The organism is Nonomuraea sp. NPDC049269 (assembly GCF_043197155.1).
Lineage (GTDB): Bacteria > Actinomycetota > Actinomycetes > Streptosporangiales > Streptosporangiaceae > Nonomuraea.
Genome location: NZ_JBICSO010000005.1, coordinates 636,482 through 652,930, shown reverse-complemented (window position 1 = coordinate 652,930; position 16,449 = coordinate 636,482). Strand labels below are relative to the sequence as shown.

The following is a 16,449-nucleotide window of genomic DNA, read 5'->3' as shown; positions in this document are numbered from 1 at the left end:
CCTACTGGCAGGTTATGGAGGCGTCGGCGAAGTCGGCGTGGTCCGAGGTGGCGTTGTCGCCGCCGTTGGTCGCGACCAGCCGGACGTACGTGGCGCCCTTCACCGACGCGGTGACCTTCCTGGCCGGCTGCGCGCCGGTCACGATGCCCGAGTGGGCGACCCGGCCGCCGTCAGCCCAGACTTCGAGGTCGGCCGACCCCGCCGCGCCCACCTCGTCGTCGATCCCGGCCTGGAACTCGACGGTCGAGCAGCGGCCGGCGGTGTAGAACTCGATGTCGGCGGGCGCGTGAGCACCGAGCCCCTTGGCGTAGCGAACCCCCTCGATGGTGATCGGCTTGCCGTCTCCGGCGGCCTTCTCGCCGTTGCTGGTGTCCTTCTCGACCGGGCCGAAGTAGTTCGCGACGCGGGTCCAGGGCAGGTCGCTCAGGTACGTACGGCCGGATCCTGGCGCCCGCGCGACCTTGACGACGGCGGTGGCCGTGGACTTGGCGGCTGTCGCGGTGATCTCGTAGTCCTTGAGCTCCGCTCCGGCGGGCGGCGTGACCCCCCACTTCACGGTGAACGTCTCGCCGCCGTCCAGCCGCCCGGTCCTGGTGGCCGTCCGCGCCCTGGCCCGCCACCCCTCCGGTACGGCCAGCGCCACCTCGACGTCGCGCAACCGGTCCGTGCCCCCGGTGTTGGTGACCCTGGTGACGACCTCCCGCTCCACGCCCGGCTCCAGCACGGACGGGTGGTCCTCGCCCAGGACCGCGGCCGGGTCCGTCTCCACCAGCACGGCGGGCGGGGCCTGCTCCCGGCTCACGCTCACCCGGTACAGCACGGACCCGTGGGCGGGCACCTGGGCCGCCAGGTCGCCCGCCGTGGTGGTGACCGCGCCGGTCCACAGCTCCTCGACGCGGTAGCGGGCGGGCTTCAGCCGGGTGGAGATCGTCGCCGCCCGGTCGCTCTCGTTGAACAGCAGGATCGCCTGATCCCCGTTCGCCAGGGGCTTGGACAGCACGTGGTACCAGCCGTCGGACGTCACGAACCGGCCCTGGACGCCCAGCGCGTCCTGGTCGACGGCGATCACCTTGGGGTTGGCGACGATCGCCGGCGGCGCCTTGGCCGGGTCGGACTGGAGGATGAGCGGGGAGGCGCCAACCGCCCAGAGGCTGACCTGGGTGCGGTACTCGGCGTCGGTCATGCCGCCCCGGCCCGCCTGGATCAGGTCGGGGTCCGCCCAGCTCCCGGGGCCCGCGTACTCGGCCCTGAGCTGGTTGAACTCCCAGATGTCGACCATGGTCGGATAGCTGTCGGAGATGGGCTTGTTGTAGACGTTGGTCCGCCAGGTGGTGGCCTTCGTGTCCTTGCCCCAGAGCCACGGCACGGTGCTGCCGTCCTCGTTGTTCATGGCGAACGCGATCGCGTCGCCGAGCGCCTGGCGCATGCGCGGGTAGAGGGTCTGGGCGATCTGCTGGACGTTCTGGCCGGGGAAGTCGGCGGCCGGGATGTTGCACCAGTCGTACTTGACGTAGTCGACGCCCCAGCCCTTGACCTGCTCGGCGTCGGCGGCCTCGCTCTTGTAGGAGCCGGGGCCGCCGCCGGAGCACGCCTTGGTGCCCGCCGACAGGCTCAGGCCGAGCTTGAGCCCCTTGCCGTGCAGGTAGTCGGCCAGCGCCTTGACGCCGGAGGGGAAGCGAGTGGCGTCGGGGGCCAGGGCTCCGCCGGTGCGCTGGGCGGCCAGCCAGCAGTCGTCGATGATGACGTGGCGGTAGCCGGCCGGGGCGAGCGGGGCCAGGGCGTCGGCCGCCTGCCGTACGGACGCCTCCGAGACCGAGCAGCCGAGTGAACGGCTGCTCCAGCCCATCGGCGGGCCGCTCACGGCGGCACCCGAGGCGGGTAATGGCACGAAGGGCAGGGTGAGGAGGGCCGCCGCGAGGGCGGCCGTGGTTGTGCGCATGGGGGTCCCGTCAGGCTGGGTGGAGCGCCGGGTCGCCGGGCTCGATGACGAAGGAGCCGGAGGTGTAGGCGGGGGCGTAGGGCTCGGTGACGCGGGAGAGCGAGCGGAAGTCGACCTTCATCTCGCGCTCGGTGAGCTTGGCCCGAACGTAGCCGCGGCGGCCGTTGAAGAACTTCACGTGCGGGTTCTCGTTGAGCAGCACCTGCGTGTTGGGGTACTCGTCCAGGCCGTTGCCGGCGCTGGTGACCGAGGTGGTGACGAGTTCGACGGCGACCGACTTGGACGACGGGTCCTGGTAGTCGCGCTTGATCTCGCCCGCCCAGTGCGAGTGCACGTCGCCGGTGAGCACGACGCCGTTGCGCTTGTAGTCGTCGATGGCGGCGGCCAGGCGGTTGCGGGAGGCGACGTAGCCGTCCCAGCCCTCGTTGGAGTAGCCCTTGCCCTCGCCGTTGGTCCAGTCCATCTCCATGAAGAAGACCTGCTGGCCGAGCAGGTCCCAGGTGGCCTTGGAGCCGCGCAGCTCACCGTCGAGCCAAGCTTCCTGGGCGGCGCCGAGGATGGTCCGGTTGGGGGCGAAGCGCTCCTGGCAGTCGGCGCCGACGGTGCCGCTCTTGCCGGTGCAGGCGTAGATGTCGCGGTACTGCCGGGTGTCTAACAGGTGCAGGTTGGCGATCGCGCCCCAGCGGATGCTCCGGTACAGCTTGAGCGACGACCCGTTCGGCTTCTGGGCGCGGCGCAGCGGCATGTTCTCGTAGTAGGCCTGGAAGGCGTCCGCCCGGCGCTTGAGGAAGGGCGGGTCGGGCTGCTCGGGCACGTCGCCGGCCCAGGCGTTCTCGATGTCGTGGTCGTCCCACACCACCACCCAGGGGGCGATGGCGTGCGCCAGCTGCGACTCCGGGTCGGCCTTGTGCTGGGCGTGCCTGAGCCGGTATCCGGCCAGGTCGAAGCACTCTCCCCCGGCCTGGTCGCGCACCGGGTACTTGTAGTCGCCGTACTCGTAGATGTAGTCGCCGAGGAAGGCGATCAGGTCGGGCTGGTCCTCGGCCATCCGGCGGTACGGGGTGAACCAGCCGGTCTGGTAGTCGGCGCAGGAGGTGAACGACAGGTTGAGCGCGCGGCCACGCGTGCCGCGGGCTGGGGTGGTCAGGGTGCGGCCCACCGGGGAGAGCTCGCCTGCCGCCTTGAAGCGGTAGAAGTACTCGGTGCCGGGGTTCAGGCCGTCGAGCTCGACGTGGACGCTGTGGGCCGCCTGCGGCCCGGCGAGCTCGACGCCGCGGCGTACGACATGGCGGAAGTTCTCGTCCTTGGCGAGCTGCCATTCGACGGGGACGGGACGCGACGGCATGCCGCCGAGCCCGTCGAGGGCCACGGGGTCCATGGCCAGGCGGGTCCAGAGGACCACGCCGTCGGGGGCCGGCTCGCCGGAGGCGACGCCGAGCTGGAAGGGGTCGGAGATCGGGGCACGGCGGGCCGCCGCGCGCACGGGTGAGGCACCCAGTGCGGCGGTCAGTCCCAGTCCGGCGCCCCCAGCGAGGAGTGAGCGCCGGCTGATCATTTGACGGTCGCGTTCCCTTCCGTGACGGCCTGGTCCGCGGCCTGCTTGGGGTCGAGCTTGCCGAGGTACATCTCGTTGAAGATCTGGTTGAGCTTGGTCTCGAAGCCGGTGAACCCGGTGGTGACGGGCAGCGGGAACGTGGTGCCCTTCGACTCCTCGACGAACGGGGAGACGTCGATCTGCTTGGTCTTCTGCCAGTAGTCGACGTAGCCCTGGGTGAGGCCGTTGAGCGCGGGCAGGATGTAGCCTTCGGCGGCCATCAGCTTCTGCGGCTCCTCGGTGCCGAGGTAGGCGGCCAGCTTCATCGCCTCCTGGGGGTGCGCGCTCTTGGCGTACACGGCCTCCGACAGGCCGTTGAGGTTGACCGCGCGGCCGGCCGGGCCCTCGGGCATGAGGGCGACGCCCACCTCGAAGTTCGCCTCCGGCGCGACGTACGGCAGCAGCGCGTTGTTGGCCGGGAACATCGCCACCTCGCCCGCCTTGAACATGTCGGTGACCTTGCCGGTCGGCGGGTTCGTCTGGGTCGCGGGCGGCGAGACGTGGTACTTGTTCACCAGGTCGACGCCGAACCGCAGGGCCCGCACGGAGGCGTCGTCGTTGAAGGTGTACTTGCCGAACGGCTTGTCGAGCAGCTTGCCGCCGTTGGAGTTGACCCAGTTCATCCACTGGGTCTGGTAGTGGTTCCAGGAGGCGAAGCCGTAGGTCTTGACCTTGGCCGGGTCGAAGCCGGGGTCCTCGGGGTGCTTGCCGGCCGCGTCCACGGTCAGCTTGCGCGCGGTCTCAAGGAACGTGCCGGAACCGTCGGGCTTCCAGGTGAGACTGGCCGGCATCTCGACACCGGCCTTCTTGAACAGATCCTTGTTGTAGAGCAGGCCGACGATGCCCCAGTCCTTGGGAACGCCGTACAGCTTGTCCTGGTAGGTAAACGACCCGACCACCGTTGGATGAAATTTCGTGGTGTCGAGCTTGAGGGGCGACATGTCGGCCAGGACGCCCTTGGTGACGAACTCGGGGAACTGCGACGGCGTCATCCAGAACACGTCCGGCGCCGTGCCGGCCACCGCGTCGGCGGTGAGCTTGGTCCAGTACTCGTCGTACGGCATCAGCTCGATCTTGACGTCGATGTTCGGGTTGGCCTTCTCGAAGGCCGCCATGACCTTGTCGTAGCCCACCTTCTGCTGGTCGTCCCAGAGGCGGTAGGTCAGGGTGACCTTGCCGTCGCCGCCGGTGTCACCTCCGCCGCCCGAACCACAGGCGGTCAGGGTGAGCGTGGCGGCGGCCAGCAGTGTCACGGCATGGCGGAGCTCGCGTATGCGGGGGGATCGCATATGACCTCTCTTATTTGAGGCCGGTGAGGACCACCGACCGGACGATGTACTTCTGGAAGAAGATGAAGATCGCGATCATCGGCACCAGCGCGATCAGGCCGCCGGCCATCATGAGGTTGTAGTCCACGCCGATGCCGGAGTTGAGGGTGGCGAGGGCGACCGTCATCACCTTGGTGTCGTCACCGCTGGTGATGATCAGCGGCCAGAGGAAGCTGTTCCACGACGAGATCACCGTGATGATGGTCAGCGTGCCGATCGCGGGGCGGCACAGCGGCAGCAGGATCCGGGTGAGGATCTTCAGCGGCCCGGCGCCGTCGATCCGCGCCGCTTCTTCGAGCCCGGCGGGCAGCCCGCGGAAGAACTGCCGCATCAGGAAGATCCCGTACGGCGTGCCCAGCACGTACGGCGCCAGCAGGCCGTACCACGTGTTGACCAGGTGCAGCTCCCGCATGATCAGGAACAGCGGGATCATCGTGACGGCGCTCGGCACCATCATCGTGGCCACGTACAGCCAGAAGAGCACCTCGCGCCCGCGGAAGCGCAGCCGCGCGAACGCGTAGGCGGCGAACGTGGTGAACACCAGCTGGCCCAGCGTGAGCAGCGTGGTCATCACGACCGTGTTGAGAAGGTAGTGGGGAAACTCGCCGCCAAGGAGCTTGGTCAGGTTGGCCGTGGTCGGCGGCAGGCCGGGCACCCACGGCTCGGTCGAGTTGAGCTGGCTCTGGGTCTTGAGCGCGGTCAGCACCACGAGCAGATAGGGGAAGACGGCGACGAAGGCGCCCAGGGTGAGCGTGCCGTAGAGCAGGATGCGCTTGGTCATGTCGTCCTTCAGCTCATGTCATAGGTGGTGCGTTTGCCGAAGAACCTGACCTGCACCAGCGTCACGCCCAGGATGATCGCGAAGAGCAGCATCGACAGCGTCGAGGCGTAGCCGAAGTCGAACTCCCTGAACGCCGTCTGGAAGATCTTGAAGTTGATGACCTCGGTGCTCTGGCTCGGCCCGCCGTTGGTCATCACGAAGACGGTGTCGAAGACCTGGAAGGCGCCGATCAGGTTCGTCACCATGACGAAGAACATCGTGGGGTTGAGCAGCGGCAGCGTGACCCGCCAGAACCGCTGGCGCGGGGTGGCGCCGTCGGTGGCGGCGGCGTCGTAGAGCTCCTTCGGGATGCCCTGCAGCCCGGCCAGGAAGAACAGCATGTTGTAGCCGGTGTGCTGCCAGACGTTGACCAGGGCGACGGCGGGCAGGGCCCAGGTGGCGTCCGACAGCCAGTCGGGGCCGGTGACGCCGATCAGGGCCAGCGCGCTGTTGATCGCGCCGTCACGCGGGTCGAAGATCCAGTTCCAGACCAGGCCCATGACGATCGGGGTGGCCATCCACGGCACCACGAACAGCGAGCGGAACACCCTGACGCCCTTGATCCGCTGGTTGAGCAGGAGGGCGAGCACCAGGGCCAGGACCGTCTGCAGGGGGATGCAGAGCAGCACGTACCCGACGGTGATCCACAGGGAGTGCCAGGACTGCCCGTCCCCGGCCAGGCGGCGGTAGTTGTCCAGCCCCGCGAAGGTCGGGGGCGACAGGAGCTCCCAGTGGAAGAAGCTCAGCACGAAGACGATGACCATCGGCAGCAGCAGGAAGGCGAGCACGCCCAGCAGACTCGGGCCGATGAACAGGTAGGCGTGCCAGTCGCGCCGCCACCTCACGACGGATCCGTCCTGGTGGGGACCATCAGGCGCCGGGTCGTCTCCAGGCCCCAGTCGTCGAGCGTCTCGATCGGGTCGCTGGAGCCGCGCAGGCCGCCGGTGCTCTCGATGTGGGCGGCCCACTCCTGCCGGGCCTCCACCTCGGGGCGCAGGATGATGCAGTCGGGGTCGTTCACCCACCAGCGGGCGTGCAGGAACTCGCGGGCCGCGCCGGTGAGCCGGGCGCCCAGCTGCGACGGCTGGCTGATGTCGCCCGACCTGGGGTGCAGGACGGGGGCGATGTCCGGGCTGACCCGCATGATGTCGATCAGGCCGAGGCTGGGCAGCATGGGCGCGCCGCAGCCGTGCAGGGTGGCGTCCGGGCCGGCGCCCTCGCGGATCAGCTCCAGTCCGCGCCGGTAGGCGGCGATCGGGTCGAGGTCCTCGTGCCTGCCGCCCGCCAGCGCCCCGGCGTAGAGGTAGTCGAGCTTGAAGTGGCTGATGCCGTACGCGCTGAAGGTCCGGAAGACGTCGATCAGGTGGGCGGCGGCGTCCGGGTGGGTGACGTCGAGGACGGCCAGGTCCTGGTCCCACATGTGGCCCGCGTGGGCGCCGCCGACCAGCCAGTCGGGGTGCTCGCGGAAGATCTGGCTGCGGTGGCCGACCAGGAAGGGGGCGGTCCAGACGCCGGTCCGCCTGCCCGCCTCGCCCAGGGTTTGCGCCACTCCGCGCAGCGAGCCGAAGCCGGGACGCGGGTCGAGCCAGTCGCCGATCTCGGCCTCGTAGCCGTCGTCGATGAGGAACATGTCGGCGCCCAGGGCGTGCCGCTCCGACAGGCGCAGGTTGTCCAGGACGTCCTGCTCGGTGACCTTGCCCCAGTAGCCGTACCAGGTGCACCACATGGGCGGGACCGCCGGGAACGCGGCGGGCGCGTACCCCTCGGCCATGCCGTCCGCCCACTCCTCCAGTGACGCGCCGACCTGGTGGCGTACGGGACCGTTCGCGCTCACGATCAGCCGGCCGCCCTCCTCGCGCGCCCGGATGGAGGGCACCTCCAAGGGGTTCGGCGCGGACCACAGCTCCAGCGGCGCGCCGCCGCCGGGGTCGATCGCGAGCAGGCCCTCACCCTGGAACACGCCGGCGGGCACCGGGGTCTCGGGGCGGTAGCAGAGGATCTGGATGTTGCCGTCCGCGGGCCTGGGCGGGGTCTCGCCGAGGCGGTAGGCACCGGTGGGGCTCCATGACTGCCAGCCGTGCTCGAAGACCCGGGCCTCGCCTGGCTGATGGACGACCTCGCCCACGTCTGCGAACGACATCAGACCCTCTATTCCTGTTGATCTACTTACGAAGGAGCGCTTCATTAGTAGCACCACGGGTTCACAGGGGTCAATGCCCGATCTCGCACAGAAGTGCCGGTGCTTAAGCAGAAACGAACGCTGGCATAATGGTGAGTTACAGAGGACACCTACATTAGGGACGGCGATGGCGAACCTCCGCGGCGGCGACCTGTCCCGGCTCAGGCAGCTCAACTCGCTGACCGCGATACGGGCGCTGCGCGGGGCCGGTCCGCTCACCCTCTCGGCGCTCGCCGAGCGGACGGGGCTGTCGCGGCCCTCCATGAAGGAGGTCGCCGACGAGCTCATGGAGCTGGGCTGGGTGGAGGAGGTGCCGCCTTCGCCGGGCACGATGGGCCGGCCGGCCCGCCGCTACCGGTTCCGCGCCGACAGCGGCTGCCTGGTCGGCATCGACATAGGCGGGCACAACGTACGGGCCGCGCTGTCCGACCTCGACGGCGAGATCCTGGCCGAGACCCGGCAGCCCGTCCTGCCCGGCGCGCCGCTGGAGGAGCGTCTGGCCGCCATAGACCGCGCGGTCTCCGGCTGCCTGGCGCTCAGCGGCAGGACGGCCACGGACCTCTGGACGGTGGCCGTCGGCACGACGGGCGTGCTCACGCCGGAGGGCCGCGTCGCCTTCTCGGCCGCGATCCCCGCCTGGACGGGCCTCGATCTGGCGGGCAAGCTGCGCGAGATGTTCTCGTGCCAGGTGCTGATCGAGAACGACAGCCGCCTGGCCGCACTGGCCGAAGCCCGGCGCGGCGCCGCCCAGGGGGCTCGGGACGTGGTGTTCCTACACGTCGGGCGGCGCATGGGCACCGGACTCATCATCGACGGCAAGGTGCACAGGGGCTTCGGCGCCGCCGCCGGCGAGATCGTCATGCTGCCGGAGGCCCGCTGGTACGACGCCCCCGAACACCTGAACGGCTGCGAGGTCGTGCCCGAGGGCACGGCGCCCGAGGACGCGGCCGGCTACACGCTGGCGGCGGCCCGCGACGGGCATCCCGTCGCCCTGGCCGCCGTGGACCGCTACGTGGACGACCTCGCGGTGGGCACGGCGGCCATGGTGCTGGTGCTGGACCCGCAGATGGTGGTGCTGGGGGGCGGCTTCTCCCGCTCGGCCGACGTCCTGCTGGCGCCGCTGCGGGAACGGCTGGAGCGGGCGTGCATGCGAATGCCGGAGGTACGGGCGTCGACGCTGGGGGACGAATGCGTGGTGATGGGCGCCATCGACTACGCCGCCGACCACCTGAGCCGCGAGCTGTTCACCTCCGACGCCCCTCTCACTCCGATGCGCTAGGCGTTTGGCCTTAGGCGGGAGCGGAAGTCGCGGGGCGGCATGCCGTACTCGTGGCTGAAGGCCCGGCTGAAGTGGAACGGGCTGACGAAGCCCGACGCCGCCGCGACCTGGCCGACGTCCATGTCCGTCACCTCCAGCAGCCGGGCCGCGTGCTGGATCCGCGCCCGGCGTACGGCGCGCATGGGCGTGTGGCCGGTCTCGGCCGTGAACAGATGCGCGAACCGGGACGGCGACAGGGCGACGGCCCTGGCCAGGGAGGCGACCGAGTGCTGCGCGCCCGGTTCGGCGGCGATGAGGGCGAGTGCCCGGTGGACCCGCGCATCCCCGCGCTCCTCGGCGCGCCGGGCGTCCCCGGACGGCCGAGCGGAGGCGGTGGCCAGCAGGATCACCTCCTCGACGGCGTTCAGCACCAGGTCCCGTGCGGGACCTGAGACGGCGACGGCGGGCGCGTACTCGCGCGGGGGCCGGACGGCGGCGGGGCCGATCGTGGGTGGCAGCCAGCGGGCGTTTCTGGAGGCGCGGTCGAAGGCCTCGTCGATCTGGTCGCGGGTCGGCTGGGGAACGCCTTGGACCAGGTGGCAGCCCGTGGCCCGGGCGTACTCACCGAGCCACCCCAGCCAGGCCGGGCGCGGCTGGAAGTGCGCCCACCAGAAGCGCCACCGCTCCGCCCCCGGCGCCACCCGGTAGTGCTGCGCGGCGCCGGACCCGAGCACCACCAGATCCCCCGGCCCGGCCGTGAACGACACCCCCGCCTGCTCGACCAGCCCCGCCCCGTCCTGCGTCCACATGAGCAGCCAGCTCGGCGACCCGGTGACGCGCCGCGTGACGTACCCGGGCCGGTTGTCGAAGTGGCCCACGATCGTCAGCTCGGCAGCAGGAACAGACATTTCCTCAGCGGTCATAGGCATACCGTTCACCGATCCGGCTCCTTAGCGTGAAGGTATGAGGCTCACAGACTTCCATGATCGAGGGTTTGTCCTGGTACCCGGTCTCCTGGCCGCAGACGAGGTGGCGGAGCTGCGGGAGGAGTTCATGGCGTTGCACGCCGGCGGGCCGATCCCCGGCCACTTCACCCCGAAGCCACAGGAACCCGGCGGGCCGTACGACATCCTGCGGGACTATCCGCGCATCATGCACCCTCACCAGGTCAACGACGTCGCGCTACGGTACCTGCTCGACGCCAGGATCGCCGCCGTACTCCGCGACCTGCTCGGCGAAGAGCCGATAGCAGCCCAGAGCATGTTCTACTTCAAGCCGCCCGGCGCGCGCGGGCAGGCACTGCATCAGGACAACTTCTACCTGCGGGTCGAACCGGGCACGTGCGTGGCCGCCTGGATGGCGCTGGACCGCGTCGACCGCGCCAACGGCGGGCTGGAGGTGGTGCCCGGCACGCACCTGATGGACCTGTTCTGTCCCGAGGAGGCCGACAGCGACGTCTCCTTCACCAAGGATTACGTCCCGCCGCCGCCGGGCCTCGAACGCGTGCCGGTCGACATGGAACCGGGCGACGTGCTGTTCTTCAACGGCAGCCTGGTGCACGGCTCCGAGCCGAACAGCACGGCCGACCGGTTCAGGCGCAGCTTCATCTGCCATTACACGGGCCGTTCCGCCGAACGCATCTCCGCGTACTACCCGACGCTCACGATGTCGGGCGACCCGATCCAGCTCCAGCCCGCCACCGGCGGCGGACCCTGCGGCACTGAGGCCGTCGGCCCGCACTGAAGCCGCGCTGAGCCGCGCTGAGCCGCGTTGAGCCGCGTTGAAGCCGCGTGGGTCAGCCGCCGGAAATATCCGATTCAGCGTCTGAAGGCACGACACAGTCCCACGGGTCGTCCAGCCAGCCGTCCGGCAACTGCACCTTGCCGCGCTCGCCCGACTTCCCGCGCGGGGTGTCGGTGTTGGACGGCCACGGCTGGTCGTGCTCCAGCTTGGCCAGCCCTTCGCGCAGGCCGTCGAGCGACTCGGCGGTGGCCAGTTCGCGGCGCAGCTCGCCGCCGACCGTGAACCCCTTCAGATACCAGCCGACGTGCTTGCGGAAGTCGGCGATCGCGTAACGCTCGATGTCGAAGCACTCGGTGAGCCCCTCGGCGTGCCTGGCCATCATCGCGGCCACCTCGCCGAGGCTCGGCCGTACCCGCTCCGGACTGCCGTTGAACGCGTTCTCCAGATCCCGGAACAGCCACGGCCGGCCCAGGCATCCGCGCCCCACGACCACGCCGTCGCACCCGGTCTCCGCCACCATGCGCAGGGCGTCGTCGGCGCACCAGATGTCGCCGTTGCCCAGCACCGGCACCTCCGGCACCGCCTCCTTCAGCCGGGCGATCGCGTCCCAGTCGGCCACGCCGCCGTAGTGCTGTTTGGCCGTGCGGGCGTGCAGGGCGATCGCCGCGACCCCCTCCTCGACCGCGATCCGGCCGGCGTCCAGGTAGGTGAGGTGATCGTCGTCGATGCCCTTGCGCATCTTCATCGTGACGGGCAGCGGGCCCGCGTTCGCGACGGCCTCGCGCAGGATCCGCCGCAGCAGGTTCCGCTTGTACGGCAGCGCGGAGCCGCCGCCACGCCTGGTGACCTTGGGGACGGGGCAGCCGAAGTTCAGGTCGATGTGGTCGGCCAGGTCCTCCTCGGAGATCATCTTGGCCGCGCGCCCCACCGTGCCCGGGTCGACGCCGTACAGCTGGATGCTCCTCGGCCGCTCCGACTCCGCGAACCTGATCATCCTGAACGTCTTGGGGTTGCGCTCCACGAGCGCCCGCGTCGTGATCATCTCGCACACGAACAACCCGGCGCCCTGCTCGCGGCAGAGCACCCTGAACGACGCGTTGGTGATGCCCGCCATCGGCGCGAGCACGACCGGCGGCCACACCCCTATCGGTCCAATCTTCACTCAGTCAGTTGTAGCGCAGGTCAGGCCCTGACGGGTATTCGCGGATAGGCTGTGAACTGGCATCTAGTGGGGAGGGGACGGATGCTTCTGCGAGTACGCATCGCACTGCCCGACCGGCCAGGTTCGCTGGCACAGATCACCAGCGTCCTCGGCGGCGTCGGAGCCGACATCACCCAGTTCACGGTTCTCGACAGGGGGGCGGGGCGGGCCGTCGACGACATCACGGTCTTCTGCCCCGAAGGCACCCCCAAGCAGACGCTCCTCAAGAGCCTGCAGAGCGTGGCCGACGTGACGGTCGAAGGCATCTGGACCACCCGCGAGGCCCCGGGCACCTACCCGGAGCTGGAAATTCTCAAGTACATCACCACGGCGGGCGACCGGGCGCTGACCACCCTGGTCGACTCGCTGCCGGTCCTGTTCAGCGCCGACTGGGCGGCCACGGTCGCCGAACGGGGTGTCATCTACGCGAGCTGGCGCGCGCCACAGCACGTGGCGCTGCCGCAGGCCATACCAGCGCGCCCCATGGCGATCACGCTCGACGGCGACCTGCACGTCATCCACGCCCCGCTGCCACCCCTGGCCCTCACCCTCATCCTGGCCAGGAGCGACGGCCCGGCCTTCCACCGCATCGAGGTGCACCGCCTCACCCGCATCCTGGAGATCTTCCTGAGCCTGCCCGCCACGGAGCGGAGCGTGGCTCGCCAGCTCCGCAAGTAAGCATCCACTCGGAAAACCCGCTAGAGTTATGGGGCAACGCGGAAGTGGCTCAGTGGTAGAGCATCACCTTGCCAAGGTGAGGGTCGCGGGTTCGAATCCCGTCTTCCGCTCGGATTGGCGACTCGGTGGAGTGGCCGAGAGGCGAGGCAGCGGCCTGCAAAGCCGTCCACACGGGTTCAAATCCCGTCTCCACCTCCAAGGACGATTAGCTCAGCGGGAGAGCACTTCCCTGACACGGAAGGGGTCACTGGTTCAATCCCAGTATCGTCCACCACGCTAGTCACAGCCCCAGCTCACGGCACACGCCGGGAGTCTGGGGCTTCTTGTTGTGCCCCGCATGGTCGTGTCGGTGGCCAGTGCAGTCGATTGAAGCTTCTGACTCTGCGTAAATATCCCTGTCGATGCCCATACGTCCTGGTTGAGGCCTTCGTTATGCCTCGACGGAATCGTCGGTCGACCACCGCTTGATGCGCTATCTCCAGTGTTTGCGGTATTTTTGGGGAAAATGATCTAGGCGATGGAGGCTGTTGATGACGCAGCAGGACGCGATCGGGCCTGGCGGCATCGACGTCACCAGGCCGAGCGTCGCCCGGATGTACGACTACTACCTGGGCGGCAAGGACAACTTCGAGATCGACCGGGAAGCCGTCGGCCGAGTCGAGAAGGCCATGCCGGAGATCCGCCAGCTGGCCCTGGAGAACCGGGCGTTCCTGCGCCGCGCCGTACGCCACATGGCGAGGCAGGGCGTTAGGCAGTTCATCGACATCGGTTCCGGCCTGCCCACGGTCGGCAACACGCACGAGATCGCCCAGGAGATCATCCCCGACGCCCGCGTCGTCTACGTCGACAACGACCCCGTTGTGCTGCAACACGGCCGCGCCCTGCTCGCGACCGACGACAACACCACCGTGGCCGCCGCCGACATGCGGCGCCCCACCGAGGTCCTCGAACACCCGCAGACCGTCAAGATCATCGACTTCAACGAGCCGGTCGGCGTCCTGATGATCGCCATGGTGCACTTCCTGACCATGGACGAGCGGGGCGCGGTCATGGGCCAACTGCGCGACGCTCTGCCGTCCGGCAGCTACCTCACGATGACCCACGTCACCCGCGACGACCACCCGGCGGACGCGGTAGCCGCGATCGAGGCCGTTTACGCGGCCACGCCAACGCCGATCTACTTCCGCGAACACGCTGAGGTGGCGCGCTTCTTCGAGGGATTCGAGCTGGTGCCTCCCGGCCTGGTCACCATCGACACCTGGCACCCCGACCCGGACGACCTGGCCCCGGCGGCCACGCGATGGCTCTACGGTGGCGTCGGCCGCAAGCCGTAAACCCCGGCAACATCTCCTGACGGTTCGGAGATACTCAGCGCTTCATCCAGCCTGCGCACCAACGCCGCCGACAGCGACGACGTGACGCCGTCGGCCCACTCCTCTACTCGCCCGAGAAAGCCCACCAGGTCGTGGTGGACGGTCTCCAGAAGGGCGGGAAACAGCGCGACGGGCACGTCGACGAAGTCGCCGCCTTCACCGGGTCCCCCATCCTGCCGGACCCGCAGCCGATCGCCGTTCACCGCGATCGACGGGGCCGGATCGTGGCCCAGCCACACATCGCCGCCGGCCGGCGCCTCCGACCAGGCACGCCAGTCCTCCAGCCCCGAACAGCAGCCGGGAACGATGGTCACACCGGTGGAGGGGTCGTGCAGCTCCAGGCCGCCTGGTGCGATCAAGGCGTCCTGCTCCAGCAGGCGCCTGACGATGGTGTCCGCGTCGAGTTCTTCGCAGTCCGGTACGTGAACGTCGGCCAGCGTGGCCATCACCGTCCCCACCTCCGCCGGCGAAACGAGCGCGGAGAGCGCGAGCCCGCTGAACGCGTCGCACTCGGCAAGCGGCCATGCCCCGAACGGGTCAGGCGTCCGAACCTCGATCATCGCGCGCAGGAGAACCGTCACACTCCATGGTCCCGCCGTTGGGGCATGGCCGCGACGCGGCGAGCGTCGCCGAGCCGGTCGGACCTCGCCGACCTCGGCCACGCCGATGGAGACACTCCGTATTGTGTCCATCACTATGAGCGATCGACGCCTTGTGCGGCTGCTGCTGCTGAACCAGTTCACCATCAAGCTCGGCTTCAATCTACTGATGCCCTACCTCGCCGTGCACCTGACCCACGGGCTCGGGCTGGCGGCCTGGGCGGTCGGGCTGGTGATGGGGGTGCGCAACGCCAGCCAGCGCGGGATGGCGCTGGTCGGCGGCTACCTGGCGGATCGGTGGGGCTGCCGGGTCACGGTGCTGGCCGGTTGCGGGTTGCGGGCCGCCGGGTTCGCGCTGCTCGGTTTCGCCGACGGGGTCATGACGCTGGTGGTGGCGTCGGCGGTGACCGGGTTCGCCGGAGCGCTGTTCGACCCGGGCGTGCGCTCGCTGCTGGCCGTGACGGCGGATGACCGGGTGCGGGCGTTCGGCTGGTTCAACATGGCCGGGCAGGCGGGGCTGCTGCTCGGCCCGCTGGCCGGGCTCGCGCTGTCGGGGCTGGACTTCCGCGTCGTGGCGCTGGCCGCGGCCGGGGTGTTCGTGCTGCTGACCGTCCTGCAGGGGATCGGGCTTCCGGCACTGCCGCCCGAGCCGCGCCAGGAGCGCTCAGGATGGCGGATCGTGCTGGGCAACCGGCCCTTCTGGTGCTTCGCGCTGGCGATGACCGGCTCGTACGTACTGTCGTTCCAGGTCTATCTGGCACTGCCGCTGGTGATGGGACGGACCCTGGGGGCCGAGCAGGATCTCGGCGTCGGGGAGATGTTCGCGCTCTCGGCGGTGCTCGTCATCACGCCAACCCTGCCACCACCGGACGCTGACCACCTGCTTGTGGACGCGGCCGGTGGCACACTGGGGGCATGGCACGCGGGACGGTGAAGTTCTGGAAGGCTGAGCAGGGCTGGGGAGCGATCTCCTCCCCCGACCTCCCCGAGGGGCGTGGCGACGCGTTCGCGCACTTCAGCGAGGTCGTCGGCGACGGCTACCGGGAACTCCATCCGGGCGATGCGGTGGAATTCGAGATCGAGGAAGGGCAGCAGGACAGCTTCCAGTTCCGCGCCCTCAACGTCCGCACGCTGTGACATCCGCGTCCCTCCTCCACGCGCTCACCGACCCCGGCGACCCTCCTCTTCGCCCCCTTCCTCCCCGGGTCGCCGTTCTCCTGGAGTCGCTGGACGCGCCGCCGCGCCTCGCGGCTCATTTGCGGGCGGTTCACGACGTGGCCTGCGAGATCCTCGACTGGCTCGACGCGCGGCACACCACGGTGCGGATCGACCGGGAAGCCGTCCTGTTCGGTGCCGCGTCACACGACATCGGCAAGACCCTGCACCTCGAAGAGCTGGCCGGACCGGGCTCCGCCCACGAGGCCGACGGCTACGGACTCCTTCGTTCCCATGGTGTCGAAGAACGACTCGCTCGCTTCGCCCGTACTCACGCCTCATGGACCGCACCCGACACGGACCTCGCGGACCATCTCGTCAGCCTCGCCGACAAGATCTGGAAGGCGAAACGGGTGGTCGACCTCGAGCAGCTCATCGTCGACCGGCTCGCCGCCGCGAGCGGCCAGCCACCGTGGCAGGTGTTCATGGACCTGGACGAGTTCATCACGCGGGTCGCGAACGACGCCGACAGCAGACTCACCTTCCAGACCGCCTACCCGATCAAGCCCTGATCAGCACGAT

The 16,449-nt window shown here is 69.6% G+C and carries 16 protein-coding genes and 3 tRNA genes; 10 read left to right on the top strand and 9 right to left on the bottom strand.

The features are described from left to right. Window position 1: 1 nt before the first annotated feature. From ACGFNP_RS30410 to ACGFNP_RS30385, 6 genes are read right to left on the bottom strand one after another with little or no spacing between them, the layout of a single operon-like run. Window positions 2-1,939, bottom strand: coding sequence for an NPCBM/NEW2 domain-containing protein (locus tag ACGFNP_RS30410; protein ID WP_393324767.1), 1,938 nt, complete (start codon window positions 1,937-1,939; stop codon window positions 2-4). A gap of 10 nt (window positions 1,940-1,949) precedes the next feature. Further along, window positions 1,950-3,494 (bottom strand): alkaline phosphatase D family protein, encoded by a 1,545-nt coding sequence (locus ACGFNP_RS30405; protein WP_358325298.1) that lies wholly within the window; start codon window positions 3,492-3,494, stop codon window positions 1,950-1,952. Continuing rightward, window positions 3,491-4,822 (bottom strand): ABC transporter substrate-binding protein, encoded by a 1,332-nt coding sequence (locus tag ACGFNP_RS30400; protein WP_393324765.1) that lies wholly within the window; start codon window positions 4,820-4,822, stop codon window positions 3,491-3,493. The genes ACGFNP_RS30405 and ACGFNP_RS30400 overlap by 4 nt, the downstream gene beginning before the upstream one ends. A gap of 10 nt (window positions 4,823-4,832) precedes the next feature. Then, a complete protein-coding gene (locus ACGFNP_RS30395; protein WP_393324763.1) occupies window positions 4,833-5,642 on the bottom strand; it encodes a carbohydrate ABC transporter permease in 810 nt (269 codons plus the stop codon). 8 nt (window positions 5,643-5,650) lie between these two features. Further along, window positions 5,651-6,526 (bottom strand): carbohydrate ABC transporter permease, encoded by an 876-nt coding sequence (locus tag ACGFNP_RS30390; RefSeq protein ID WP_393324761.1) that lies wholly within the window; start codon window positions 6,524-6,526, stop codon window positions 5,651-5,653. Beyond that, window positions 6,523-7,821: a glycoside hydrolase family 36 protein gene (locus ACGFNP_RS30385; RefSeq protein ID WP_393324759.1), complete on the bottom strand. Its 1,299-nt coding sequence runs from the start codon at window positions 7,819-7,821 to the stop codon at window positions 6,523-6,525. Before ACGFNP_RS30385 ends, ACGFNP_RS30390 begins: the two co-directional genes overlap by 4 nt. A 166-nt stretch (window positions 7,822-7,987) precedes the next feature. Here ACGFNP_RS30385 and ACGFNP_RS30380 point away from each other — a divergent pair, with 166 nt between their 5' ends. Further along, window positions 7,988-9,139, top strand: coding sequence for an ROK family protein (locus ACGFNP_RS30380; RefSeq protein ID WP_358325284.1), 1,152 nt, complete (start codon window positions 7,988-7,990; stop codon window positions 9,137-9,139). Here ACGFNP_RS30380 and ACGFNP_RS30375 read toward each other — a convergent pair. After that, window positions 9,136-10,041: a helix-turn-helix domain-containing protein gene (locus tag ACGFNP_RS30375; RefSeq protein WP_393324757.1), complete on the bottom strand. Its 906-nt coding sequence runs from the start codon at window positions 10,039-10,041 to the stop codon at window positions 9,136-9,138. The two genes, ACGFNP_RS30380 and ACGFNP_RS30375, sit on opposite strands and share 4 nt — an antisense overlap. Before the next feature lie 40 nt (window positions 10,042-10,081). Here ACGFNP_RS30375 and ACGFNP_RS30370 point away from each other — a divergent pair, with 40 nt between their 5' ends. Then, complete coding sequence (locus tag ACGFNP_RS30370; RefSeq protein WP_358325279.1) at window positions 10,082-10,861, top strand: phytanoyl-CoA dioxygenase family protein; 780 nt, start codon at window positions 10,082-10,084, stop codon at window positions 10,859-10,861. Window positions 10,862-10,913: 52 nt separating this feature from the next. Here ACGFNP_RS30370 and dusB read toward each other — a convergent pair whose 3' ends face one another. Continuing rightward, on the bottom strand, window positions 10,914-12,023 hold the full coding sequence (dusB, locus tag ACGFNP_RS30365; RefSeq protein ID WP_393324755.1) for a tRNA dihydrouridine synthase DusB: 1,110 nt from the start codon (window positions 12,021-12,023) through the stop codon (window positions 10,914-10,916). Window positions 12,024-12,104: 81 nt separating this feature from the next. Between dusB and ACGFNP_RS30360 the strand changes: the two genes are divergently transcribed. From ACGFNP_RS30360 to ACGFNP_RS30340, 5 genes are all read left to right on the top strand, one after another. Beyond that, the gene (locus ACGFNP_RS30360; RefSeq protein WP_358325273.1) at window positions 12,105-12,740 is read left to right on the top strand and encodes an amino acid-binding protein; all 636 of its coding nucleotides are present in this window, start codon (window positions 12,105-12,107) and stop codon (window positions 12,738-12,740) included. A gap of 38 nt (window positions 12,741-12,778) precedes the next feature. Next, window positions 12,779-12,850: transfer RNA gene (locus tag ACGFNP_RS30355), tRNA-Gly, on the top strand. Between the two features lie 14 nt (window positions 12,851-12,864). Then, window positions 12,865-12,938 (top strand) — tRNA-Cys (locus tag ACGFNP_RS30350). A 1-nt stretch (window position 12,939) separates the two neighbouring features. Continuing rightward, window positions 12,940-13,014, top strand: a tRNA-Val gene (locus ACGFNP_RS30345). Window positions 13,015-13,270: 256 nt separating this feature from the next. Next, window positions 13,271-14,074, top strand: a complete 804-nt coding sequence (locus tag ACGFNP_RS30340; RefSeq protein ID WP_358325271.1) for an SAM-dependent methyltransferase — start codon at window positions 13,271-13,273, stop codon at window positions 14,072-14,074. Here the strand turns inward: ACGFNP_RS30340 and ACGFNP_RS30335 are convergent. Beyond that, complete coding sequence (locus ACGFNP_RS30335; RefSeq protein WP_393324752.1) at window positions 14,047-14,673, bottom strand: hypothetical protein; 627 nt, start codon at window positions 14,671-14,673, stop codon at window positions 14,047-14,049. The two genes, ACGFNP_RS30340 and ACGFNP_RS30335, sit on opposite strands and share 28 nt — an antisense overlap. A gap of 136 nt (window positions 14,674-14,809) precedes the next feature. Between ACGFNP_RS30335 and ACGFNP_RS30330 the strand changes: the two genes are divergently transcribed. The 3 genes from ACGFNP_RS30330 to ACGFNP_RS30320 are packed head-to-tail and all read left to right on the top strand — an operon-like array spanning window position 14,810 to window position 16,439. Further along, a complete protein-coding gene (locus ACGFNP_RS30330; RefSeq protein WP_393324750.1) occupies window positions 14,810-15,646 on the top strand; it encodes an MFS transporter in 837 nt (278 codons plus the stop codon). Further along, window positions 15,628-15,849 carry a cold-shock protein gene (locus ACGFNP_RS30325; RefSeq protein ID WP_393324748.1) on the top strand — a complete coding sequence of 74 codons (222 nt, stop codon included), beginning with the start codon at window positions 15,628-15,630 and terminating at the stop codon, window positions 15,847-15,849. Before ACGFNP_RS30330 ends, ACGFNP_RS30325 begins: the two co-directional genes overlap by 19 nt. Continuing rightward, window positions 15,846-16,439, top strand: coding sequence for an HD domain-containing protein (locus ACGFNP_RS30320; protein WP_393324746.1), 594 nt, complete (start codon window positions 15,846-15,848; stop codon window positions 16,437-16,439). Before ACGFNP_RS30325 ends, ACGFNP_RS30320 begins: the two co-directional genes overlap by 4 nt. Window positions 16,440-16,449: the final 10 nt, after the last annotated feature.